General features: G+C 70.0%; 21 protein-coding genes. 9 read left to right on the forward strand and 12 right to left on the reverse strand.

Features of this window, described 5'->3' with window-relative positions; genetic code table 11:
* Positions 1–3: 3 nt before the first annotated feature.
* Positions 4–789 carry a hypothetical protein gene (locus AB0L75_RS03760; RefSeq protein ID WP_365174937.1) on the reverse strand — a complete coding sequence of 262 codons (786 nt, stop codon included), beginning with the start codon at positions 787–789 and terminating at the stop codon, positions 4–6.
* Positions 790–969: 180 nt separating this feature from the next.
* Between AB0L75_RS03760 and AB0L75_RS03765 the strand changes: the two genes are divergently transcribed.
* From AB0L75_RS03765 to cseC, 5 genes are all read left to right on the forward strand, one after another.
* Positions 970–1,845 (forward strand): A/G-specific adenine glycosylase, encoded by an 876-nt coding sequence (locus AB0L75_RS03765; protein WP_365174939.1) that lies wholly within the window; start codon positions 970–972, stop codon positions 1,843–1,845.
* A gap of 273 nt (positions 1,846–2,118) precedes the next feature.
* Positions 2,119–2,658, forward strand: a complete 540-nt coding sequence (locus AB0L75_RS03770) for a SigE family RNA polymerase sigma factor (protein WP_030751823.1) — start codon at positions 2,119–2,121, stop codon at positions 2,656–2,658.
* Positions 2,646–3,296 (forward strand): hypothetical protein, encoded by a 651-nt coding sequence (locus AB0L75_RS03775; RefSeq protein ID WP_365174943.1) that lies wholly within the window; start codon positions 2,646–2,648, stop codon positions 3,294–3,296. The genes AB0L75_RS03770 and AB0L75_RS03775 overlap by 13 nt, the downstream gene beginning before the upstream one ends.
* Before the next feature lie 39 nt (positions 3,297–3,335).
* A complete protein-coding gene (gene cseB / locus AB0L75_RS03780) occupies positions 3,336–4,040 on the forward strand; it encodes a two-component system response regulator CseB (protein WP_365174946.1) in 705 nt (234 codons plus the stop codon).
* Positions 4,041–4,053: 13 nt separating this feature from the next.
* Positions 4,054–5,409: a two-component system sensor histidine kinase CseC gene (gene cseC / locus AB0L75_RS03785; protein WP_365174949.1), complete on the forward strand. Its 1,356-nt coding sequence runs from the start codon at positions 4,054–4,056 to the stop codon at positions 5,407–5,409.
* Positions 5,410–5,476: 67 nt separating this feature from the next.
* Here the strand turns inward: cseC and AB0L75_RS03790 are convergent, their stop codons facing one another.
* The 3 genes from AB0L75_RS03790 to AB0L75_RS03800 all read right to left on the reverse strand — a co-directional run bounded on the left by AB0L75_RS03790 (position 5,477) and on the right by AB0L75_RS03800 (position 8,189).
* Positions 5,477–5,923, reverse strand: a complete 447-nt coding sequence (locus AB0L75_RS03790) for a VOC family protein (protein WP_208899527.1) — start codon at positions 5,921–5,923, stop codon at positions 5,477–5,479.
* Positions 5,920–6,426, reverse strand: a complete 507-nt coding sequence (locus AB0L75_RS03795) for a helix-turn-helix transcriptional regulator (RefSeq protein WP_365174952.1) — start codon at positions 6,424–6,426, stop codon at positions 5,920–5,922. Before AB0L75_RS03795 ends, AB0L75_RS03790 begins: the two co-directional genes overlap by 4 nt.
* A 188-nt stretch (positions 6,427–6,614) precedes the next feature.
* A complete protein-coding gene (locus tag AB0L75_RS03800; protein ID WP_365174954.1) occupies positions 6,615–8,189 on the reverse strand; it encodes an MDR family MFS transporter in 1,575 nt (524 codons plus the stop codon).
* A 125-nt stretch (positions 8,190–8,314) separates the two neighbouring features.
* Between AB0L75_RS03800 and AB0L75_RS03805 the strand changes: the two genes are divergently transcribed.
* From AB0L75_RS03805 to AB0L75_RS03815, 3 genes are all read left to right on the forward strand, one after another.
* Complete coding sequence (locus AB0L75_RS03805) at positions 8,315–8,920, forward strand: TetR/AcrR family transcriptional regulator (protein WP_365174956.1); 606 nt, start codon at positions 8,315–8,317, stop codon at positions 8,918–8,920.
* A gap of 135 nt (positions 8,921–9,055) precedes the next feature.
* Entirely contained in the window at positions 9,056–9,673 is a 618-nt protein-coding gene (locus AB0L75_RS03810) for an HAD family acid phosphatase (RefSeq protein ID WP_365174959.1), read from the forward strand.
* Positions 9,674–9,743: 70 nt separating this feature from the next.
* Positions 9,744–12,836, forward strand: a complete 3,093-nt coding sequence (locus tag AB0L75_RS03815; RefSeq protein ID WP_365174961.1) for an NACHT domain-containing protein — start codon at positions 9,744–9,746, stop codon at positions 12,834–12,836.
* 76 nt (positions 12,837–12,912) lie between these two features.
* On the opposite strand, the gene AB0L75_RS03820 is transcribed toward AB0L75_RS03815, so the two are convergent.
* The gene (locus tag AB0L75_RS03820) at positions 12,913–15,438 is read right to left on the reverse strand and encodes an ATP-dependent Clp protease ATP-binding subunit (RefSeq protein ID WP_365174964.1); all 2,526 of its coding nucleotides are present in this window, start codon (positions 15,436–15,438) and stop codon (positions 12,913–12,915) included.
* Positions 15,439–15,868: 430 nt separating this feature from the next.
* On the opposite strand from AB0L75_RS03820, the gene AB0L75_RS03825 reads away from it, so the two are divergent.
* Positions 15,869–16,549 (forward strand): SCO3374 family protein, encoded by a 681-nt coding sequence (locus tag AB0L75_RS03825; protein WP_365174966.1) that lies wholly within the window; start codon positions 15,869–15,871, stop codon positions 16,547–16,549.
* On the opposite strand, the gene AB0L75_RS03830 is transcribed toward AB0L75_RS03825, so the two are convergent.
* From AB0L75_RS03830 to nadC, 7 genes are all read right to left on the reverse strand, one after another.
* Positions 16,528–16,863, reverse strand: a complete 336-nt coding sequence (locus AB0L75_RS03830) for an Lsr2 family protein (protein WP_365174969.1) — start codon at positions 16,861–16,863, stop codon at positions 16,528–16,530. The genes AB0L75_RS03825 and AB0L75_RS03830 overlap by 22 nt on opposite strands.
* A 204-nt stretch (positions 16,864–17,067) precedes the next feature.
* Positions 17,068–17,601 (reverse strand): amino-acid N-acetyltransferase, encoded by a 534-nt coding sequence (locus AB0L75_RS03835; RefSeq protein ID WP_365174972.1) that lies wholly within the window; start codon positions 17,599–17,601, stop codon positions 17,068–17,070.
* 9 nt (positions 17,602–17,610) lie between these two features.
* Complete coding sequence (locus tag AB0L75_RS03840; protein WP_365174975.1) at positions 17,611–18,096, reverse strand: BlaI/MecI/CopY family transcriptional regulator; 486 nt, start codon at positions 18,094–18,096, stop codon at positions 17,611–17,613.
* Positions 18,097–18,257: 161 nt separating this feature from the next.
* Positions 18,258–18,437: a hypothetical protein gene (locus AB0L75_RS03845; RefSeq protein ID WP_365174978.1), complete on the reverse strand. Its 180-nt coding sequence runs from the start codon at positions 18,435–18,437 to the stop codon at positions 18,258–18,260.
* Positions 18,438–18,585: 148 nt separating this feature from the next.
* Positions 18,586–19,269 (reverse strand): hypothetical protein, encoded by a 684-nt coding sequence (locus AB0L75_RS03850; RefSeq protein ID WP_365176435.1) that lies wholly within the window; start codon positions 19,267–19,269, stop codon positions 18,586–18,588.
* A gap of 173 nt (positions 19,270–19,442) precedes the next feature.
* Complete coding sequence (locus tag AB0L75_RS03855; protein WP_053656451.1) at positions 19,443–20,240, reverse strand: type III pantothenate kinase; 798 nt, start codon at positions 20,238–20,240, stop codon at positions 19,443–19,445.
* A gap of 5 nt (positions 20,241–20,245) precedes the next feature.
* Complete coding sequence (gene nadC / locus AB0L75_RS03860) at positions 20,246–21,223, reverse strand: carboxylating nicotinate-nucleotide diphosphorylase (RefSeq protein WP_365174982.1); 978 nt, start codon at positions 21,221–21,223, stop codon at positions 20,246–20,248.
* Positions 21,224–21,247: the final 24 nt, after the last annotated feature.

The following is a 21,247-nucleotide window of genomic DNA, read 5'->3' on the forward strand; positions in this document are numbered from 1 at the left end:
CCCTCAGTCGGCCGACAGCACGAACGACGCCTGCACCTTCCCGAACCCCGGCGTCTTCGCCTCCAGCAGATACGTCCCTGTCTTGGCCGAACCCCCGGAGGGCGTCGCACAGTGCGCAGCGCTCGGCCTGCGGTCCCACTTCACCGTGTACGCGATGCTCTGGCCCGACGGCACCCGGAACACCAGGCTCCCCGCACCCTGGGGACAGTCGGCCGACGACCAGAACGCGGCGCCGCCGTCCGACGGCGTGATCGTCAACACCGCGCTCCTGGGCCCGAGATCGATCTTGCAGTCGGTGGGTGAACTGCTCTTCGCGGTGAGTTCGAAGGTCGGGGTCTGGTCCGGCGAGTAGGAGTTGTGCAGGCTGCGCAGGCTCAACGTCACTGCGGATGAGGTGCAGTTGGGCAGGGAGGAGGACGCCGGGAGCGTGTCGCCCGTACCCACGTTGCCGCCACCCGAGCCGTCACCGGCCCCGGAGGACCCGGCGCCCGAGCCGCTGCCGTCGCCGGACCCGGAACCGCTCCCACCGGCGGCTCCGCCGCTCGACTCGTCGCGCCCGCCCGGGTGTTGGCTGATCGCGGGCCCGGACGAGGACGGCCCCGGCGTGATCGTGGGCGCGGGATTCTTGCCGTTGGACCCGGCGGCGGTCTTCTTGCCGCCCCCGCCGCCGGAGGTGGCGATCCACAAGATCAGCAGTGCCAACACGGCCACCACGGACAGCAGTACGACCCTCCTTCGCCAGTAGATGGAGGAGGGAAGCGGCCCGACCGGATTGCGCAGAGATCCCACGGCCCAAACTGTACGAGAGATCCCCGTGCTTGCTTGCGCCACCCGCCGCCCGGACGGCAACTTTTCCGGATCATCATCCCGGTAACTGCCGCGGGCGGCGCGGCCCTTCGTGCAACGCGACGCTGAGTGACCGCGCCGTCACCCGCCCTGGGTGCCGAGCCGTGGCAGGATCGGAAGGCCATGACTGAGAAGCTGCACACCCCCGTGATCGCCTGGTTCGACGCCCACGCTCGCGACCTCCCCTGGCGCCGCCCGCAGGCGGGCCCCTGGGGTGTGATGGTCAGCGAGTTCATGCTCCAGCAGACCCCGGTCAACCGGGTGCTGCCCGTGTACGAGGAGTGGCTGGCCCGCTGGCCGCGCCCCGCCGACCTGGCGAAGGAGGCGCCGGGCGAGGCGGTGCGCGCCTGGGGCCGGCTCGGCTATCCGCGCCGGGCCCTGCGGCTGCACGGCGCCGCGGTCGCCATAACGGAACGGCACGGCGGGGACGTACCGACGGACCACGGACAGCTGCTGGCGCTGCCCGGCATCGGCGAGTACACGGCGGCCGCCGTGGCGTCGTTCGCGTACGGGCAGCGGCATGCCGTGCTGGACACGAATGTGCGCCGGGTCCTCGCTCGGGCGGTGACCGGGGTGCAGTACCCGCCGAACGCGACGACGGCGGCGGAGCGGCACCTCGCCCGTGAGCTGCTGCCGCAGGACGAGCGGACGGCCGCGCGCTGGGCGGCCGCCTCCATGGAGCTGGGCGCGCTGGTGTGCACGGCGAAGAACGAGGGGTGCGGGCGCTGCCCGATCGCCGCGCAGTGCGCCTGGCGGCTGGCCGGCAAGCCGGAGCACGCGGGGCCGCCGCGCCGGGGGCAGACGTACGCCGGTACGGACCGGCAGGTGCGCGGCAAGCTGCTGGCGGTGCTCAGGGAGGCGCATGCGCCGGTGCCGCAGACGGTGCTGGACCGGGTCTGGCACGAGCCGGTGCAGCGCGCCCGCGCGCTCGACGGACTTGTCACGGACGGTCTGGTGGAGCCGCTCACGGGCGGTCTGTACCGGCTGCCGATGAGCTGACGCACAGCCAAGTCACGGCCTCGGCGCCTCTGTTACGGAGCCAATCACCCGACAAAGGCCCACAGAAAGGGACATATCGGTCCAGCTGCTTACCCCGTTCCCACCGCCGTTACACAACCGACGGATAGCCGACTGCTAGCCGCAGGCTGGTTCGCACAACGCCGTGACAACCACTCCGTAGCTTCTTTTCCGTGCCCGGCAGACCACCGGACACGGGGAACGCGGGACTTCAGGCAAGGGCCGGAGTTGAACGGGGAACGGAGGCGGTTGATCATGGCGCAGGGCGAGGTGCTCGAATTCGAGGAGTACGTCCGCACCCGGCAGGACGCGCTGCTGCGCAGCGCCCGCCGACTGGTGCCGGACCCCGTCGACGCACAGGACCTGCTGCAGACGGCGCTGGTGCGCACGTACGGCCGCTGGGAGGGCATCGCCGACAAGCGGCTCGCCGACGCCTATCTGCGCCGTGTCATGATCAACACCCGTACGGAGTGGTGGCGGGCGCGCAAGCTGGAGGAGGTCCCGACCGAGCAGCTGCCGGACGCGTCCGTGGACGACTCCACCGAGCAGCACGCCGACCGGGCTCTGCTGATGGACGTCATGAAGGTGCTCGCGCCGAAGCAGCGCAGTGTCGTGGTGCTGCGACACTGGGAGCAGATGTCCACAGAGGAGACGGCCGCGGCCCTCGGCATGTCGGCCGGTACGGTCAAGAGCACGCTGCACCGGGCGCTCGCCCGGCTCCGTGAGGAGCTGGAGGCCCGCGATCTGGACGCACGCGCGCTGGAGCGTGAGGAGCGGGAGCGTTGCGCGGCCTGACCGGGGCCGGGCCCGACCGGGTCCGCACCACTTCACAGGCGGCGATCGCGGCGGTGGCCGCGCTCGCCGCCGTCGCCCTTTTCGTCGCCGCGTGCGGCACGGGGGGCACCGGCACCCGGGACGAGGGCCCGGCGCACGCATCGGCGGTGGCGGGAGCCGTCGCCTCCCCCTCGCCGAGCCCGACGGGCGGCTTCCGGCGGGTCGACGCGGTCTCGCTGATCAAGAACGACCCGAAGGTCTCCGCGACGGTGAAGCGCGAGCTGAAGCCGTGCGAGTCCGACACCTACCCGGTCGACGCCACCTACGGCTATCTGACCGGCGGCTCCGTCAACGACGTCCTCATCAACGTCTCGGCCTGCGGTGACCTGGTGGGCATCGGCACCTATGTGTACCGGAACGTCGACGGCACGTACAAGAATGTCTTCAAGGCGGAGGAGTCGCCGGTCTACTCGGAGATCGACGGCACCGACCTGACCGTGACCAAGCAGGTGTACGACACGGACGACCCGGTGTCGAACCCGTCCCGGGAGACCGTGATCACATACAGGTGGAAGGCGGGCCGGTTCACCGAGATCAACAGTCACGAGACCGACTACAGCAAGGCCAACAGCGGCGCGGCGCCCGCCCAGGACAACTGATCCCCCCACACGCACACCACGAGGATGAAGAGCACCGGGATGGCAGACCAGACCCACGTTCTGTTCGTCGAGGACGACGACGTCATCCGCGAGGCCACCCAGCTCGCCCTGGAGCGGGACGGCTTCGCGGTCACCGCCATGCCCGACGGCCTGTCGGGCCTGGAGGCGTTCCGGGCCGACCGCCCCGACATCGCTCTGCTGGACGTCATGGTCCCCGGACTGGACGGCGTCAGCCTGTGCCGCCGTATCCGCGACGAGTCGACCGTGCCGGTGATCATGCTGTCGGCGCGCGCCGACTCCATCGACGTCGTCCTCGGCCTGGAGGCCGGCGCCGACGACTATGTGACCAAGCCGTTCGACGGGGCCGTGCTGGTCGCGCGGATCCGGGCCGTGCTGCGCCGCTTCGGGCACGCGGGCGGCAGCGACCGGGCCGAGGCCGCCGAGGACACGGTGAGCGGTGGCGTGCTCACCTTCGGGGACCTGGAGATCGACACCGAGGGCATGGAGGTGCGCCGGGCCGGAGCGACGGTCGCGCTGACGCCCACCGAGATGCGGCTGCTCCTCGAGTTCTCCTCCGCGCCGGGCACCGTGCTCTCCCGCGACAAGCTGCTGGAGCGCGTCTGGGACTACGGCTGGGGCGGGGACACCCGGGTCGTCGACGTGCATGTGCAGCGGCTGCGGCAGAAGATCGGCCAGGACCGGATCGAGACGGTCCGCGGCTTCGGCTACAAGCTGAAGGCCTGAGCGGGGCGCGGACATGCGGGGGATCCTTCGGCACCCGGTCCGGCGCATGGAGCGCGCGGGCCTGCACACGGGGCTCAGATGGAAGCTCAGCGCGGCGATCGCGCTCGTGGCCGGGCTGGTGGCGATCGCGCTGAGCCTGGTCGTGCACAACGCGGCCCGGGTCTCGATGCTCGACAACGCCCGCGACCTGGCCAATGAGCGCGTCCAGATCGCGCAGCGCAACTACGACCTGAACCGACGCCCGAACTTTCCCAACATCAAGCTCGACGACCCCGAGCTGCCGGACGCGCTGCGCGACAAGGTCGAGGACGGCCGCAAGGCCAGCGATGTCACCGACAACGGCGGAGTGCCGGACATCTGGGCGGCCGTGCCGACCAGGAACGGCCATGTGCTGTCCCTGCACAGCCATATGCCGGACCGTTCCACCGATGTGATGAAGGACCTGGACCAGGCGCTGGTCATCGGCTCCGTCGCGGTCGTGTTCTGCGGCAGCGCGCTCGGCGTGCTGATCGGCGGGCAGCTGTCCCGGCGGCTGCGCAAGGCCGCGGCCGCCGCGAACCAGGTCGCCAGGGGCGAGAGCGACGTCCGGGTGCGGGAGGCCATCGGCGGGGTCGTACGGGACGAGACCGACGATCTCGCGCGCGCGGTGGACGCCATGGCGGACGCGCTGCAGCAGCGGCTGGAAGCCGAGCGGCGGGTCACCGCCGATATCGCGCACGAACTGCGCACGCCCGTGACGGGCCTGCTCACGGCCGCCGAACTGCTGCCGCCCGGCCGTCCCACCGAGCTGGTCCTGGACCGGGCCAAGGCGATGCGCACGCTGGTCGAGGACGTCCTGGAGGTGGCCCGTCTCGACGGCGCCTCGGAGCGGGCCGAGCTGCAGGACATCATGCTCGGCGAGTTCGTCACCCGGCGCGTGGCGGCCAAGGACCCGGAGATCGCGGTCCGAGTGGTGCACGAGTCGGCGGTCACCACCGACCCGCGCCGCCTGGAGCGGGTGCTGTTCAACCTGCTCGCCAACGCCGCCCGGCACGGCCGGCCGCCGATCGAGGTGACCGTCGAGGGCCGGGTGATCCGGGTCCGCGACCACGGTCCTGGTTTCCCCGAGGAGCTGCTCGCCGAGGGGCCGAGCCGCTTCCGCACCGGCAGCATGGACCGCGCCGGTACGGGCCACGGGCTGGGCCTGACCATCGCGGCGGGCCAGGCCCGGGTGCTCGGCGCCCGGCTGACGTTCCGCAACGTACGGCCCGTCGGAACCCCCGCCGAAATCCCCGCGGAGGGCGCGGTGGCCGTGCTGTGGCTCCCGGAGCACGCGCCGACGAGCACGGGCAGCCATCCGATGCTGCCGCTGTCCGGGGGCGCGGGCTGAGCCCGGTCCGCTACGAGGTCCCGGTCGGCGGGCAGTTCACCGCGCTCCCATCGCCCGCGCCCGGGACTCAGCAGGCCCAGTCCCGCTCCAGGTCCAGGCCCCCCTCGCGGCGCTGGGTGAAAGAGAACCAGTTCCCGGAGTCGTCCCGGAAGAGCGCCTCCGTGCCGTACGGCCGCTCCTGCGGCTCCTGCAGGAACTCCACCCCGCGCTCCTTGAGCTTCTTGTAGTCCCCGTGGATGTCGTCGGTGGCCAGCACACCGGCACCGAGCGCGCCCTTGGCGACGAGCTTGCGCATCATCTCGGCGGACTCGGGGTCCATCGCCGGCGGCCCCGGCACCATGAGCGTCAGCTCCACGTCGGGCTGGCCGGGGGCGCCGACGGTGAGCCAGCGCATGCCGCCGTCCCCCATGGTCATGTCCGTACGGACCTCAAGCCCCAGCTTCTCGGTGTAGAACTCCTTGGCCCGGTCCTGGTCCAGGACCCAGACGGTCGTGATGGCAAGTCCCTTGATCATGGTTCTGCTCTCCTGTCGGCGGTGCGGGTGACGCTGGCGGTGCCGTCCGCCGGGGCGGACGCTCCTTCGTCACCGTAGGCAGGGCCGGCCGCGGAGCGCTTCTCCGATCTTGCGGTGCTGAATCCGCCGGCCCAGAGCATGGCGTAGCAGCCGGGTATCAGGGAGGCGCCGCGGCCCACATGCCGGGCGCGGTACGCGCTCGGGGTGAGGCCGGTGCGGGCCTTGAAGCGGGCGGAGAACGTGCCGAGGCTGCTGAAGCCGACGAGGGTGCAGATCTCGGTCACGGTGAGGTTGGCACAGCGCAGCATCTCCTCGGCCCGCTCGATCCGCCGGTGGGTCAGATACTGGCCGGGCGTCTCGCCGTAGACGTCCTTGAAGGCGCGCAGGAAGTGATAGCGCGAGTACCCGGCGCACGCGGCCAGCGCGTCCAGATCGAGACCGGGGTCCGCCCACTCCCGGTCCATGGCGTCCTTGGCCAGACGCAGCCGCCGCACCTTGTCCATGCAGCCGATGGTGACACGCGGCACTGACAGCGGGTTCTTTCGAGACCCACGACGGCCGGAACCATCAATTGAGCAACCACAACGGCGACCCGACACGTCCGCGAGAGCGGCGCCGGTTCAGGCGCAAAAAAAGGGGGAAGACCCCCGGCGGCGGACACCGAACCGGGGGTCTTCAGTTCAGGCAGGACTCAAACGGCCTCGACCATCTGCACCGGCACCGCATCCTCGCTGCTCTCCGCCGAAGGCGTCGGCTTCCCGCCCTTCAGCGGGACCTCCTTCACGAACAGCGCCGCGATCAGCACGATCACCGCGACCGCCGAGCCCAGCAGGAACGCCGAGTGGGTACCGGCGGACACCGCGTGCTGGTACGCGTCCTTGACCGGTGCCGGCAGCTTCGCCAGCTTGTCCGGGGTCAGCTGCGCGGACTTCTCGGTGATGCCCTTGCCCAGCGCACCGGCCCGCTCGGCCATGACGTGCTGGACCCGGTTGTTGAACAGCGCGCCCATGATGGCCACACCGAAGGAGGAGCCGAGCGTACGGAACAGCGTCGAGGACGACGAGGCCACGCCCATGTCCTTCATCTCCACGCTGTTCTGCGCCACCAGCATGGTGACCTGCATCAGGCAGCCCATGCCAAGGCCCAGGACGGCCATGTAGACACCGGAGGTCAGCCGGGTCGTACCGGTGTCCATCAGCGACAGCAGGTACAGCCCGACGATCATCAGCGCGCCACCGGCGATCGGGAAGATCTTGTAGCGGCCGCTGTTGGTGGTCACACGGCCCGCGACCATCGAGGTCACCAGCATCGCGCCGAGCATCGGCAGGAGCAGCAGACCCGAGTTGGTCGCGGAGGCGCCCTGCACCGCCTGCTGGTACAGCGGCAGATAGAGCGTCGCGCCGAACATCACGAAACCGGTGATGAAGCCGATGACGGACATCAGGGTGAAGTTGCGGCTCTTGAACATGTGCAGCGGCACGACCGGCTCGGCGGCCTTGGTCTGCCAGAACATGAACCCGATCAGCGCGGCGACGCCGATGCCGATCAGCTCCATGATCCGCGCGGACGTCCAAGCGTACTCGCTGCCGCCCCAGGTGGTGACCAGCACGATCGAGGTGATGCCGACGGTCAGCAGCGCGACGCCCAGGTAGTCGATGCGTGCCTGCGTCCGCTTCTTGGGCAGGTGCAGTACGACGCTGACCAGCGCCAGGGCCACGGCGCCCAGCGGCAGGTTGATGTAGAAGGCCCAGCGCCAGCCCCAGTTGTCGGTGATGGTGCCGCCGACCAGCGGGCCGCCGATCATCGCCAGCGCCATGACGCCGGCCATCATGCCGGTGTACTTGCCGCGCTCGCGCGGCGGGATCAGGTCGCCGATGATCGCCATGACGCCGACCATCAGCCCGCCGGCGCCGAGGCCCTGCACGGCGCGGAAGCCGATCAGCTCGCCCATGTTCTGGGCCATGCCGCTGAGCGCCGAGCCGATCAGGAAGAGCACGATCGAGCTGAGGAAGGCGCCCTTGCGCCCGTACATGTCCCCGACCTTGCCCCAGATCGGGGTCGAGGCCGCGGTGGCCAGGGTGTAGCCGGTGACCACCCAGGACAGGTGCTCCAGGCCGCCCAGATCGCCCACGATCGTCAGCATCGCCGTGCCCACGATCATGTTGTCGAGCATCGCGAGCATCATCGCGATCATGAGCGCGAGCAGGACCACCCGCACACTCCTGGGCCGTTTGCCCTCCGTGCCGCTTTCGACCGTGTCCGCCATCTCTTCCCACTCCCCCTACGGCGGCTACTTACTTGCCGCCCGGCTAGTTCACTACACTGGGGAAAGTAGACCTGTTACTAGCCGGGCGTCAAGTAAGTTTCCACGGGAACGCGAGGAGTACGAGGATGGGCGTCACCATGGACGGCACCAAGCAGCAGCGCCGCGGCAACACCCGCCAGCGCATTCAGGACGTGGCGCTCGAACTCTTCGCGGAGCAGGGCTACGAGAAGACCTCCCTGCGCGAGATCGCCGAGCGTCTCGACGTCACGAAGGCAGCCCTGTACTACCACTTCAAGACGAAGGAAGAGATCATCGTCAGCCTCTTCGAGGATCTGACGAGGCCGATCGAGGAGCTGATCGAGTGGGGCCGCAGCCGGCCGCACACGCTCCAGAACAAGCGGGACATCCTCCGGCGCTACAGCGAGGCGCTGTCCGGAGCGGAGCCGCTGTTCCGCTTCATGCAGGAGAACCAGGCGACCGTACGGGAACTGCGCATCGGCGACACCTTCAAGGACCGGATGCGCGGCCTGCGGGACATCCTCATCGAACCGGAGGCCGACCTCGTCGACCAGGTCCGCTCGGTCAGCGCGATGTTCACGCTGCACGCGGGGATGTTCGTGATGCAGGACCTGGAAGGCGACCCCGAGAAGAAGCGCGCGGCCGTTCTCGAAGTCGCCCTGGACCTGATCACCCAGGCGCACGAACACACCCGCGGGAGCAGCCAGGGCTGATCACGAAAATGTGACGCACACCCCTAGGCACCTACCGTTCAGTAACCCTACGGTTCCCCTCGCGCCACCCACACCTCAGATCATGCCCCTGACATTCGAGTCATGCGCGCACGGACGTGAGAGGAACCCCCACCGATGACCAGAGGCCCCTGGGCTCGCCGCATATCCGCCACCGCCGTCTCCGTGGCCGCCCTGACCGCGCTGGCCGCCCCGGCCCAGGCCGCGGACAGCGCGGTCACCACGAGCGGCTCCTCCGCGAAGGTCGACTACGCCACCTGGCAGAAGGACTGCCAGACGGTGATGGACCAGGCCCTGCCGTACCTGAAGGCGCGGATCGCCGCCGCCGAGCCCGGCGAGAAGCAGGCCATCGTCTTCGACATCGACAACACCACGCTGGAGACCGACTTCGGCTTCAGCTACCCGCAGCCGGCCAACAAGCCCGTCCTGAACGTCGCGAAGTACGCCCAGGAGCACGGCGTCAGGCTGTTCTTCGTCACTGCCCGCCCGGGCATCATCTACCTGCCCACCGAGTACAACCTCGAACACGACGGCTACGACGTCTCCGGCCTCTACGTACGCGGCCTGTTCGACCTCTTCAAGGACGTCGCCGCCTACAAGACCGCCCAGCGCGTCGACATCGAGAACAAGGGCTACACGATCATCGCGAACATCGGCAACAGCGCCACCGACCTCTCCGGCGGCCACGCCGAGCAGACCTTCAAACTGCCGGACTACAACGGGCAGTTGTCCTGACGCGAGACCAGGTCGCCCGGCTAGGCTCCATCCGTACCTCTCGACCGTCGTACGACCACGGGGGTGGCGGATGGAGCCCGCGACGATCGGCGGAAAGCTGGCGTCCTCACTGATCGTCCCGCTGCTGAAGAAGCTGTTTCCGGCGGACGGTCCCGGCGCCGGGCTGGTCGCCAAGCCTGTACGGCTGAGAGAACTCCTCTCCTTCCGGGGCGAGAAACACGGTCTCGGCGAGAAGGAGATGCGCACACTCGCCGGCCGACTCGTCGACACGGCGCTGGAATCACCGGGCGAGCCGCCCTTCCCGCGGGACGAGAAAGCGGCCGTCGCCGAGGCGCTCACCCGCAGGCTGCTCGCCCTCGGCGACCTGGACATGGACGACGTCCAGGCCGTACACCTCGGTGACCGGGCTCTCGCCCGGCGACTGGAGCAGGCGGCACCGAGACCCGACGGACTGTCCGCCGCGGCCGCGCTGTTCCTGACCGGTGCCACGGACGGGGCCTGCGCCCAGATCCTGGAATTCTTCACCCGCCGGTCCACATTCGCGGCCCGCACCGCCGTAGAACACAGCCGTGCGCAGGCGCGGACCGCCGCCGACGTCAAGGAACTCCTCGAACGCGTCCCGAGCCCGGCCGCCCAGGACATCGGATTCGAGATCCGCTATCTGCACTACCTGGCCACAAAGCACGGCAAGCTCACCATCTACGGCATCGACCTCAGCAATTCACCGGACCACTGGCCGCTGGACGCCGCCTATCTGAGCCTGGAGGCGGTCGGGCGGGGCGGCGAACCGCTCGGCCCCTGGCTGGGGATGACACCCGCCACCGCCGTCACCGCCCCCGCCGACGAGGCGCTGGCCGGCCACGACCGGGTGCTGCTGCGCGGCGTCGCGGGCTCGGGGAAGACCACGCTGATCCAGTGGCTCGCCGTGTCGGCCGCGACCGGGCCGACCGGCCGCATGGCCCATCTCGCCGGCCGTGTCCCGTTCGTCCTGCCGCTGCGCACCCTCACCCGGCACGGCGGCCGCCTCCCGGCCCCGGCGGACTTCCTCTCCGCCGTCGGCTGCCCGCTCAGCGGAGCGCAACCGCACGGCTGGGAGCACCGCGTGCTGGCGGCCGGCCGCGGACTGGTGCTGGTCGACGGGCTCGACGAGGTCCCGGAGGCGGAGCGGGCGCGGGCCCGTGCCTGGCTGCGCGATCTCGTCGAGGTGTTCCCCGGCAACCGCTGGCTCGTCACCTCCCGCCCCTTCGCCGTGGGCGACGACTGGCTCGCCGACGACGGGTTCACCGAGCTGGTCCTCGCCGCGATGAGCCCGGCGGACGTCGCCTCGTTCATCCGGCGCTGGCACCGCGCCGCCGCGACCGGCGCACCGGAGGAGGACACGCGGCTGGCCGCCTACGAGACCCAGCTCCTCGACGCCGTACGCACCAAACCGGACCTGGGCCGACTCGCCACCAACCCCCTGATGTGCGGCCTGGTCTGCGCCCTGCACCGCGACCGGCGCGGCTATCTTCCGCACGGCCGCAAGGAGTTGTACGAATCGGCCCTCTCCATGCTCCTCACCCGCCGGGACCGCGAGCGGGACATGGCCGTGCCGGAGCTGAGCGAGGAGCCCCAGCTCCAGCTGCTGCAACGACTCGCCTACTGGCTCATCCGCAACGGGCGTACGGAGATGGACCGCACCCGTGCGCAGAGCATCGTCGCCGAGATCCTCCCCGCCGTCCCGGCGGCATCCGCGCTCGGGGACGCGGCGGCAGTACTGGACCACTTCCTGGTCCGTACGGGCCTGCTGCTGACCCCCGCCCCGGACACCCTGCACTTCGTGCACCGCACCTTCCAGGACTACCTCGGCGCCCGGGCAGCCGTAGAAGCCGGCGACCTCGGTCTGCTGGCCGAACATGCCGACGACGACCAGTGGGCGGACGTGATCCGCATGGCCGTGGCCCAGGCGCGGCCACGCGAACGGGCGGAACTGCTCGGTCTGTTGACGTCCGTCCCCGACAAGCGAGCCCATCTGCTGGCGATGGCCTGCCTGGAACACGCGACGGAACTGGATCCTGCGGTGCGCCGGCAGGTCGAGGACCTGGCCCGCGCCCTGCTGCCACCCCGCACGGCGGAGGAGGCCCGCGCACTGGCCGAGGCCGGCCCGCTGGTACTGGAGTTGCTGCCGGGTCCGGAGGGGCTGACGGACGACGAGGCCGAGGCGGTGACGGCTACGGCGGCGCTGGTGGGGACGGATGCGGCGGTGCCGCTGCTGGCGCGGTTCGCGGGGCATCGGTCGGATCGGGTGCGGATCACTCTGACGCGGGCGTGGGAGCGTTTCGACGAGTGGGGCTACGCCGACGAAGTCCTGGCCCATGTGGACTCCGACGACTTCTTCGTCCAGGTCTCCTCGCCCGAGGCCCTGCGTGCGCTGCCCCGGCTGGGGCGGCGGACGAACCTGACGATCGTCGGAGCGCACGACCCGGCGGACATCGTGCGAGTGCTGTCCCCTGGCGTGGAGAAGATCGGGCTGGCGGAGAATCCCCGGCTGCGCGACCTTCGACCGCTCACGGCCTTCCCCACGCTGCAGCGGGTGAGCCTGATGATCTGCCCGGCGGCCGGGGACTTGTCACCACTGGCGGAGCTGGGCCTGGCGGAGTTGTACCTGTACGAGGTCGGCGCGATCTCGGGACTCGATCGCCTGAGCACGCTGCACACGCTCACGGTGTCGAACGCACTGCCCGATGCACTGCGGCAACTGCCGCGCGACGCCCCGCTGACCACGCTCGGCCTGGACTCCGAGGTTCTCTATGAGGGCGGCCTGCGCGGGCTGAGCCACTGGTCGACGCTGGACTATGTGGACCTGCGCAGCGGAGTGGAGTTCCTCATCCCCGAGGACTGGTCGGAACTCGCCGCGCTGCCCGCGCTCACCCGGCTCGGCGTCCCCGCGTTCGCGGCGCGCTGTTGCGCCGACGCCCCTGAGCTTTTGGGCGTCGAGGTTCTCCACGTCGTGGCTGTGGAGGGCACGGAGGATCTGTCGCCGCTGGCCCGGCTGTGCCCGAACGCCCGTACCGTCCGGCTCTACTCGAAGCAGTTGTCCGTTTCCCTGGATGAGACCGCCTACGCGGCCCACTTCCCGAACGCAGAGGTGACGGTCCCGCCCACCCGGCTGTACGCCTTCTGACAGAGCCCTCACGACACCGAAAGGGGCCGGTGCCCAAAGGCACCGGCCCCTTTCGACTCGGCTGATCGCCGGAGGCTTACGCCTCCTTGCTCAGGTTGGGCCCGGCCCCACCGGCAGCCTGCTCGATCGGCGGGACGTCGGGGAGTGCCGACTTCTCCTCACCGCGGAAGGTGAAGGTGGTGGCGTCGCCCTCGCCCTCGGTCTCCACGACCACGATGTGACCGGGACGCAGCTCGCCGAAGAGGATCTTCTCCGACAGCGTGTCCTCGACCTCGCGCTGGATCGTGCGGCGCAGCGGACGCGCGCCCAGCACCGGGTCGTAGCCCTTCTTGGCCAGCAGCTCCTTGGCGGACTGGGACAGCTCGATGCCCATGTCCCGGTCCTTCAGGCGCTCGTCCACCTTGCTGATCATCAGGTCGACGATCCGCAGGATGTCCTGCTGCGTCAGCTGCGGGAAGACGACCACGTCGTCGACGCGGTTGAGGAACTCGGGGCGGAAGTGCTGCTTCAGCTCGTCCGACACCTTGTTCTTCATGCGCTCGTAGTTGGTCTTCGTGTCACCCGCGGCGGCGAAGCCCAGGTTGAAGCCCTTGGAGATGTCCCGGGTGCCGAGGTTGGTCGTCATGATGATGACCGTGTTCTTGAAGTCCACGACCCGGCCCTGGGAGTCGGTCAGACGACCGTCCTCCAGGATCTGCAGCAGCGAGTTGAAGATGTCCGGGTGGGCCTTCTCGACCTCGTCGAAGAGGACGACGGAGAACGGCTTGCGGCGGACCTTCTCGGTCAGCTGACCGCCCTCTTCGTAGCCCACGTAGCCGGGGGGCGAACCGAAGAGACGCGAGACCGTGTGCTTCTCGCTGAACTCCGACATGTCGAGGGAGATCAGCGCGTCCTCGTCACCGAAGAGGAACTCGGCGAGCGCCTTGGACAGCTCGGTCTTACCGACACCGGACGGGCCGGCGAAGATGAACGAACCACCGGGGCGCTTCGGGTCCTTCAGACCGGCGCGCGTACGACGGATCGCCTTCGACAGCGCCTTGACGGCGTCGACCTGGCCGATGACCCGCTTGTGGAGCTCGTCCTCCATGCGCAGCAGACGCGAGGACTCCTCCTCGGTCAGCTTGAAGACCGGGATGCCGGTGGCGGTCGCGAGGACCTCGGCGATCAGCTCGCCGTCGACCTCGGCGACGACGTCCATGTCGCCGGCCTTCCACTCCTTCTCCCGCTTGGCCTTGGCGGCCAGGAGCTGCTTCTCCTTGTCGCGCAGGGAGGCGGCCTTCTCGAAGTCCTGCGAGTCGATCGCGGACTCCTTGTCCCGGCGGACGGCGGCGATCTTCTCGTCGAACTCGCGCAGGTCCGGCGGAGCGGTCATCCGGCGGATGCGCATCCGGGAGCCGGCCTCGTCGATCAGGTCGATCGCCTTGTCCGGCAGGAAGCGGTCGGAGATGTAGCGGTCGGCCAGGGTGGCGGCCTGGACCAGGGCCTCGTCCGTGATGGAGACGCGGTGGTGCGCCTCGTAGCGGTCGCGCAGGCCCTTGAGGATCTCGATCGTGTGCGGCAGGGACGGCTCGGCGACCTGGATGGGCTGGAAGCGGCGCTCCAGGGCCGCGTCCTTCTCCAGGTGCTTGCGGTACTCGTCCAGGGTGGTCGCACCGATGGTCTGCAGCTCGCCGCGGGCCAGCATCGGCTTCAGGATGCTCGCCGCGTCGATGGCGCCCTCGGCGGCACCCGCACCGACCAGCGTGTGCAGCTCGTCGATGAACAGGATGATGTCGCCGCGGGTGCGGATCTCCTTGAGCACCTTCTTCAGGCGCTCCTCGAAGTCACCGCGGTAGCGGGAGCCGGCGACCAGGGCGCCGAGGTCCAGCGTGTAGAGGTGCTTGTCCTTGAGCGTCTCGGGCACCTCGCCCTTGACGATGGCCTGGGCGAGGCCCTCGACGACGGCGGTCTTGCCGACGCCGGGCTCACCGATCAGGACCGGGTTGTTCTTCGTACGGCGGGACAGCACCTGCATGACCCGCTCGATCTCCTTCTCGCGCCCGATGACCGGGTCGAGCTTGGACTCACGAGCGGCCTGGGTGAGGTTCCGGCCGAACTGGTCCAGGACGAGGGAGGTCGAGGGGGTGCCCTCGGCCGGGCCGCCGGCGGCGGCGGTCTCCTTGCCCTGGTAACCGGAGAGCAGCTGGATGACCTGCTGCCGCACCCGGTTGAGGTCTGCGCCCAGCTTGACCAGGACCTGGGCGGCGACGCCCTCGCCCTCACGGATCAGGCCGAGCAGGATGTGCTCCGTGCCGATGTAGTTGTGGCCCAGCTGAAGAGCCTCGCGGAGCGACAGCTCCAGGACCTTCTTGGCACGGGGGGTGAAGGGGATGTGCCCGGACGGGGCCTGCTGGCCCTGGCCGATGATCTCCTCCACCTGCTGGCGGACCGCCTCAAGCGAAATGCCGAGGCTCTCCAGGGCCTTAGCGGCGACACCTTCACCCTCGTGGATGAGACCCAGGAGGATGTGCTCGGTGCCGATGTAGTTGTGGTTGAGCATCCGGGCTTCTTCCTGAGCCAGGACGACAACCCGCCGCGCGCGGTCGGTGAACCTCTCGAACATCGTTAATCGCTCCTCAGAGCGGTCAGGCAGTGGGGGGAACTTCCCCTCCCTGTCCTTCCGCAGCTTAGTCCCGCAAGCGGGGACCGCTCATTCCAACTGCCGACACCGTCCTTGGCCTCCTGACCCCGAACGCCGACATCTGCTCCAACCCGATGGTGCGAGACGATGTTCCCGCAGGCCAGGCAGTTACCCCCATCGCCAGTACGCCGATGGCGAACGCGAGACGGCCCGTCCTGCGTGTCGCCCCCTCCCACTAGGGATGTCTTACCCGCTGGGACTGACACTCCATGCCGCGCGCACCGGTTCCCTCCGCTACGGGCGAACAACCTCGCGCCTCCCCGCACCCCCACGCGCCCCTCTTTTCGGCACTCTGCGCGATCGACAAGGGACCCAGCGTAACTTGCCCGTCGCTTCGCCGGTTGCACTTGGCATGGTTGGCTCGGTCCCGGTCCATACGGTCGTCCCCTTTCCCCGTCGGCCCCTCGACCACGTCGACGAACCGGAGCGCTGCGCTCCGTCGGCCTGCCCGGATACCCGGGCACGCCACTGGTACGAGAACGATCTGGGGTGGGCGACAGTGCCCGGACGGCCGCTACGGCTGCTCACAGGGCTTCGCTTCGACGTCCTGGACGTACCGGCCGAGGCGGGCGCGGGAGCGCTCCAGCGGCTCGGGACGGGCTCTCCAGTGGCCGTCAGGGGCGACCGGATGCACCTGCTGGTGGCCGCGGGCAGCGCGGAGGAGCTGCCGGGGCTGCTGGACTGGCTGGAGTGGAGCGCCGTGGCCCTGGACCTGCGGGTCCTGGGCGAGGGCGACGTGCTGGAGGCGCCGCTGCCGCCCGTCGGGGTCAGGACACCGGTGCGGCCCGGAGCCGCTCCGCTGCGGGCCGGGTCCGTGCAGGGGGCCGCCGTATGGTTGCGGCCCCCTGGTCCTGGAGGCGAGGCCGAGGCCTCGCTGCCGGCGATGCCGGCCGTGGGGCGCGCAAGGAGCGCCCCTGATCTCGTACGTCTGGTGGACACGGTGGCAGCTCAGTGTCACCGGGTCCAGCTGCGGCGCCTCGGCGCCGGATTTCCGACCGTCTGCCGGCCGGCTCAGACGTTGGCCTTCTCGTAGGCCTCGCGGATGTTCCCGGGAACACGGCCGCGGTCGTTGACCTCGAAACCGTTCTCCTTCGCCCACGCGCGGATCGCCGCGGTGTCCTGATTGCCGCCGGAAGCGGCGCGCGCCTTTCCACGTCCGCCCGAGGCACGGCCACCCGTACGACGACCGCCCTTCACATAGGGCTCGAGAAGGCCGCGCAGCTTGTCCGCATTGGCGGTCGTGAGATCGATCTCGTACGTCTTCCCGTCCACCGCGAACGTCACGGTCTCGTCCGCCTCGCCGCCGTCGAGGTCGTCGACAAGAAGGACCTGAACCTTCTGTGCCACCGGATTTCCTTTCATCGATAACGTTGAGGGTCAGGGGTGTGTGGCGTCCCGCCGTTTCGCCGCCCCTGTTATATGCAGTACTGCAGTACGTCGGAAAGCAAACCGCTTTTGCCGGAAAAACACAAACCCCTGGGAGAGTGCCGACGGGCCGCCTCCGCCCGGAAACATGCGCGTTTCGGACATAGGGAACCCGGGCAAAGGCGATCACAGATGCAGAAGCATCCGGCTGTTGCCCAAGGTGTTCGGTTTCACTCGTTCGAGACCGAGGAACTCGGCGACGCCCTCGTCATAGGAACGCAACAGCTCGGCGTACACATCGGTGTCGACCGGTGTCTCCCCGATCTCGACGAAGCCGTGCTTCCCGAAGAAGTCCACTTCGAAGGTCAGGCAGAAAACCCGGCGAACGCCGAGCCAGCGCGCGGTCTCCAGCAACTTCTCCAGCAGCTGATGGCCGACGCCGGCGCCCTTGAGGCCGGGCTTCACGGCGAGAGTGCGGACTTCCGCGAGGTCCTCCCACATGACGTGCAGCGCGCCGCAGCCGACCACCTCGGCGTTGTCGTCGCGTTCCGCGACCCAGAACTCCTGGATGTCCTCGTAAAGCATGACCGTGGCTTTGTCGAGCAGGATGCGGTCACGGACGTAGGCGTCGAGGAGGTGGCGCACGGCCGGGACATCGCTGGTCCGGGCCCGCCGGACGGTGATGGCTTTTGCGGAGACTTCGGGGCTCTCTGCTGACATGAGCGGACGCTATCGCCCGTCCGTGTCCTCTGCCGAGCCGGGGTTCTCCTCTTGCCCGGCTTCGGGCGCTTGCTGTTGCGGGGCTTCCCCTTGTGCGGCTTCCTGTTGCCGAGGTTCGGGGGCGGGAAGGGTTTCCGGCCTCTGAACGATGCGTACGGCGTCGCTGAGGGCCTGGCGCTGTTCCTCGCTCATCATCCCGAAGAAGGCGACGAGAGCGGCCGCCGGGTTGTCGCTCTGCGACCAGGCGTCGTTCATGAGGGCGGCGGCGTACGCGGCCCGTGTCGAGACGGCCTCATATCGATAGGCCCGCCCTTCCGCCTCGCGGCGCACCCAGCCCTTCTGATGGAGATTGTCCAAAACGGTCATCACGGTGGTGTACGCGATCGAGCGTTCCTGCTGGAGGTCTTCCAGGACTTCTCGAACGGTCACCGGGCGGTTCCACTTCCACACCCGCGTCATGACCGCGTCTTCGAGTTCTCCCAATGGGCGAGGCACAGCTCAGAACAATAGTGGGAGATCCCGGCAATGGCATGCCGGACGTGCACTAACTCCGTGAATAGGAACAAAAAGGGCGCATCACGCGAAGTCGTACGGCGATTGCGGCGGCCCTGCGCCGATGGCGGGACGGCACCCCGGGTGCCGAGAGGGGGGCGAACTCAGGCGTCGCCGCCGGCGGAGGCCTGGCGCGCGTTGTCCGCGCGCGCGAGCGCGGCGTCGACGGCCGCGTCCTCCTTGGCCTTGGCGGCCCCGCCCTGGGTCTTCACGATCACCCTGACCACACCGATGAAGAACACGGCCATCACGACCGGAGGCACGAGCGCGGAGACGTAGTCCATGCCCCCAGGGTAGCCAGGGCGGACCGGGCGAAAGGTACGGGGTGCACGAACCCTCTCTCACCCCGCAGGGGCCACCCGCACCCGGCCGCGAAGCCGGAGGGGTGCGGGTGGCGCGGACGGGGCCCGGCCGAAGACCGGGCCCGGTGGTTCAGCCGGCGGCGAGCTGCCGGGTCTCGGCCGGGTCCGCCGGAGGCATCGGCTTGCGGCGCGGGAAGACCTCTCCCGGGGTCGGGATGGGTCGTTTCGGTGCGGCCGGTTCCGTGGCGGGCCGCTCCGCGGGCGTCGGCGCGGGCTTCGGGGCCGGCTTCTGCGCGGGCTTCGGCGAGTCCTCGCCCTGCCCCGCTCCGGCGCTCCACTGCGCTCCGGCGCCCTGTCCCGCCGCGGGCTCCCCCGCGCCGCCCGGAAGGGCCAGCAGGCGGGCCCTCGAGGGCGGTACGGCGGGCGCGGGGACGGTCCTGGCGCCCTGTGCGAACCGGGCCCGTACATCCTGCTCCGCCAGCGTCCGGCAGCGGTCCAGCATGGCGGCCGCCACCGCGTTGCCGCGCAGCGCGCGCAGCGCGGCGAGATCGTCCGGCGACGGCCGGTGCCCGGCGCCCAGCGCCTCCTCCAGCAGGGTCAGATAGCCGGCCGCGGTACCCGGGAGCGCGGCCCGGTACCGGCCGAGGTCGGCCACCAGGAAAGCGCGCAGCCTCGCGCCCTCGCGCATCGCCTCGTCGAGCGACTCGGCGAGGCGGTAACAGTCCTGGACGTCCTCGGCGGACGCTGGGCCGGGGTGAAGGGCGAGGGCGAGGGCGCGGCGGAGCACACGCAGCTCCTCCACGCCGAACGCCATGCCGCCGCGGGATCCGTATGGCGTGGGCATGCGGCGACGCTACCGCTAATCGGACAAAAGTGACGAATTAGGCTGTTGTTTCACCGCGTGTCGTTCCCGGTTTCCCTCGACCGGGGCTACAACACCAGGGCACGCAAACGAAAGACCGGCGCCCCGCACAGGCGCCGGTCCCCTCACAGACGCGACACGTTCCGCTCGTACACCAGGCGCAGCCCGATCAGCGTCAGCCACGGCTGGTGCTCGTCGATCACCGAGGACTCCCCCAGCACCATCGGCGCGAGCCCGCCCGTGGCGATCACCGTGACGTCGTCCGGGTCGTCGGCCAGCTCCCGGGCCATGCGGCTGACGACCCCGTCGACCTGCCCGGCGAACCCGTACACGATGCCCGCCTGCATGGCCTCGACCGTGTTCTTGCCGATCACACTGCGCGGCCGGGCCACCTCGATCTTGCGCAGCTGCGCGCCCTTGACGCCGAGCGCCTCCACGGAGATCTCGATGCCGGGCGCGATGACCCCGCCGACGTACTCCCCGCGCGCGGAGACCGCGTCGAACGTGGTCGCCGTACCGAAGTCGACGACGATCGCCGGGCCGCCGTACAGCTCGACGGCCGCGACCGCGTTGATGATCCGGTCCGCGCCGACCTCCTTGGGGTTGTCGGTGAGGATCGGCACGCCGGTCTTCACGCCGGGCTCCACGAGGACGGCCGGGACGTCGCCATAGTAGCGCCGGGTGACCTCGCGCAGCTCGTGCAGCACCGACGGGACGGTCGCGCAGATCGCGATGCCGTCGATGCCGTCGCCCAGCTCGTCGCCCAGCAGCGGGTGCATGCCCATCAGGCCCTGCAGCAGCACCGCCAGCTCGTCCGCCGTGCGGCGCGCGTCCGTGGAGATGCGCCAGTGCTCGACGATGTCCTCGCCGTCGAACAGGCCGAGGACGGTGTGCGTGTTGCCGACGTCGATCGTGAGGAGCATCGCCGTTACTCCGCCTCGCGCAGGTCCAGGCCGATGTCCAGGATCGGCGAGGAGTGGGTGAGCGCGCCGACGGCCAGGAAGTCCACGCCCGTGTCGGCGTACACGCGCGCGATGTCGAGCGTGAGCCGGCCGGAGGCCTCCAGCAGCGCCCGCCCGCGGACGATCCCCACGGCCTCCGCGCACTCGTCGGGCGTGAAGTTGTCCAGCAGGATCAGGTCCGCGCCCGCCTCGACGACCTCGCGCAGCTGGTGCAGGGTGTCGACCTCGACCTCGATCGGCACCTCCGGGAAGGCCTCCCGTACGGCCTTGAAGGCCTGCGCGACGCCCCCGGCGGCCACCACGTGGTTGTCCTTCACCAGGGCGGCGTCGGACAGCGACATGCGGTGGTTGACGCCTCCGCCGCAGCGGACGGCGAACTTCTCCAGCGAGCGCAGGCCCGGGGTCGTCTTGCGGGTGTCGCGGACCTTCGTCTTCGTGCCCTCCAGCGCGTCCGCCCACGCGCGCGTGGCGGTCGCGATGCCGGACAGGCGGCACAGGATGTTCAGCGCGCTGCGCTCGGCGGTCAGCAGGTCACGCGCGCGTGTGGTGACCGACAGCAGCTTCTGCCCGGCCTCGACCCGGTCGCCGTCCTCGACGTGCCGCTCGACCTCGAACTCGTCGGTGCAGACCACCGAGAGCACGGCCTCGGCGACCCTGAGGCCCGCCACGACGCCCGCCTCGCGCGCGGTGAAGTCGCCGGTGGCCACCGCCTCCTCGGGAATGGTGGAGACGGTCGTCACGTCCACGCCGCCGTCCAGGTCCTCCTGGATGGCCACGTTGGCGATGTCCTCGACCTCCACGGGGTCGAGCCCGGCGGCGGCCAGCAGCTCGGCGAGCGCGGGGTCGAGCCCGCTCTCCAGGTACTCCTCGTCACCGTCGGCGCCGCAGGCGCAGCCGTCGCCGCAACCGCCGGCGGAGGCGAGGGGAAGATCGTCGGTGCTCACGTTCGTCACTGCTCCTGGACGCTG

It is taken from the genome of Streptomyces sp. NPDC052101 (assembly GCF_040680235.1).
Classification (GTDB): Bacteria; Actinomycetota; Actinomycetes; order Streptomycetales; family Streptomycetaceae; genus Streptomyces.

What these genes read in the sequence shown, in the direction of transcription:
- AB0L75_RS03815 (WP_365174961.1), top strand. Translation starts at nt 9,744, where the DNA reads ATGGAGCCCGCGACGATCGGCGGAAAGCTGGCGTCCTCACTGATCGTC.
- AB0L75_RS03800 (WP_365174954.1), bottom strand. Translation starts at nt 8,189, where the DNA reads ATGGCGGACACGGTCGAAAGCGGCACGGAGGGCAAACGGCCCAGGAGT.
- AB0L75_RS03825 (WP_365174966.1), top strand. Translation starts at nt 15,869, where the DNA reads ATGGTTGGCTCGGTCCCGGTCCATACGGTCGTCCCCTTTCCCCGTCGG.
- cseB (WP_365174946.1), top strand. Translation starts at nt 3,336, where the DNA reads ATGGCAGACCAGACCCACGTTCTGTTCGTCGAGGACGACGACGTCATC.
- AB0L75_RS03795 (WP_365174952.1), bottom strand. Translation starts at nt 6,426, where the DNA reads ATGGACAAGGTGCGGCGGCTGCGTCTGGCCAAGGACGCCATGGACCGG.
- AB0L75_RS03820 (WP_365174964.1), bottom strand. Translation starts at nt 15,438, where the DNA reads ATGTTCGAGAGGTTCACCGACCGCGCGCGGCGGGTTGTCGTCCTGGCT.
- AB0L75_RS03835 (WP_365174972.1), bottom strand. Translation starts at nt 17,601, where the DNA reads ATGTCAGCAGAGAGCCCCGAAGTCTCCGCAAAAGCCATCACCGTCCGG.
- cseC (WP_365174949.1), top strand. Translation starts at nt 4,054, where the DNA reads ATGCGGGGGATCCTTCGGCACCCGGTCCGGCGCATGGAGCGCGCGGGC.
- AB0L75_RS03805 (WP_365174956.1), top strand. Translation starts at nt 8,315, where the DNA reads ATGGGCGTCACCATGGACGGCACCAAGCAGCAGCGCCGCGGCAACACC.
- AB0L75_RS03810 (WP_365174959.1), top strand. Translation starts at nt 9,056, where the DNA reads ATGACCAGAGGCCCCTGGGCTCGCCGCATATCCGCCACCGCCGTCTCC.
- AB0L75_RS03855 (WP_053656451.1), bottom strand. Translation starts at nt 20,240, where the DNA reads ATGCTCCTCACGATCGACGTCGGCAACACGCACACCGTCCTCGGCCTG.
- AB0L75_RS03770 (WP_030751823.1), top strand. Translation starts at nt 2,119, where the DNA reads ATGGCGCAGGGCGAGGTGCTCGAATTCGAGGAGTACGTCCGCACCCGG.
- AB0L75_RS03845 (WP_365174978.1), bottom strand. Translation starts at nt 18,437, where the DNA reads ATGGACTACGTCTCCGCGCTCGTGCCTCCGGTCGTGATGGCCGTGTTC.
- AB0L75_RS03850 (WP_365176435.1), bottom strand. Translation starts at nt 19,269, where the DNA reads ATGGCGTTCGGCGTGGAGGAGCTGCGTGTGCTCCGCCGCGCCCTCGCC.
- AB0L75_RS03790 (WP_208899527.1), bottom strand. Translation starts at nt 5,923, where the DNA reads ATGATCAAGGGACTTGCCATCACGACCGTCTGGGTCCTGGACCAGGAC.
- AB0L75_RS03765 (WP_365174939.1), top strand. Translation starts at nt 970, where the DNA reads ATGACTGAGAAGCTGCACACCCCCGTGATCGCCTGGTTCGACGCCCAC.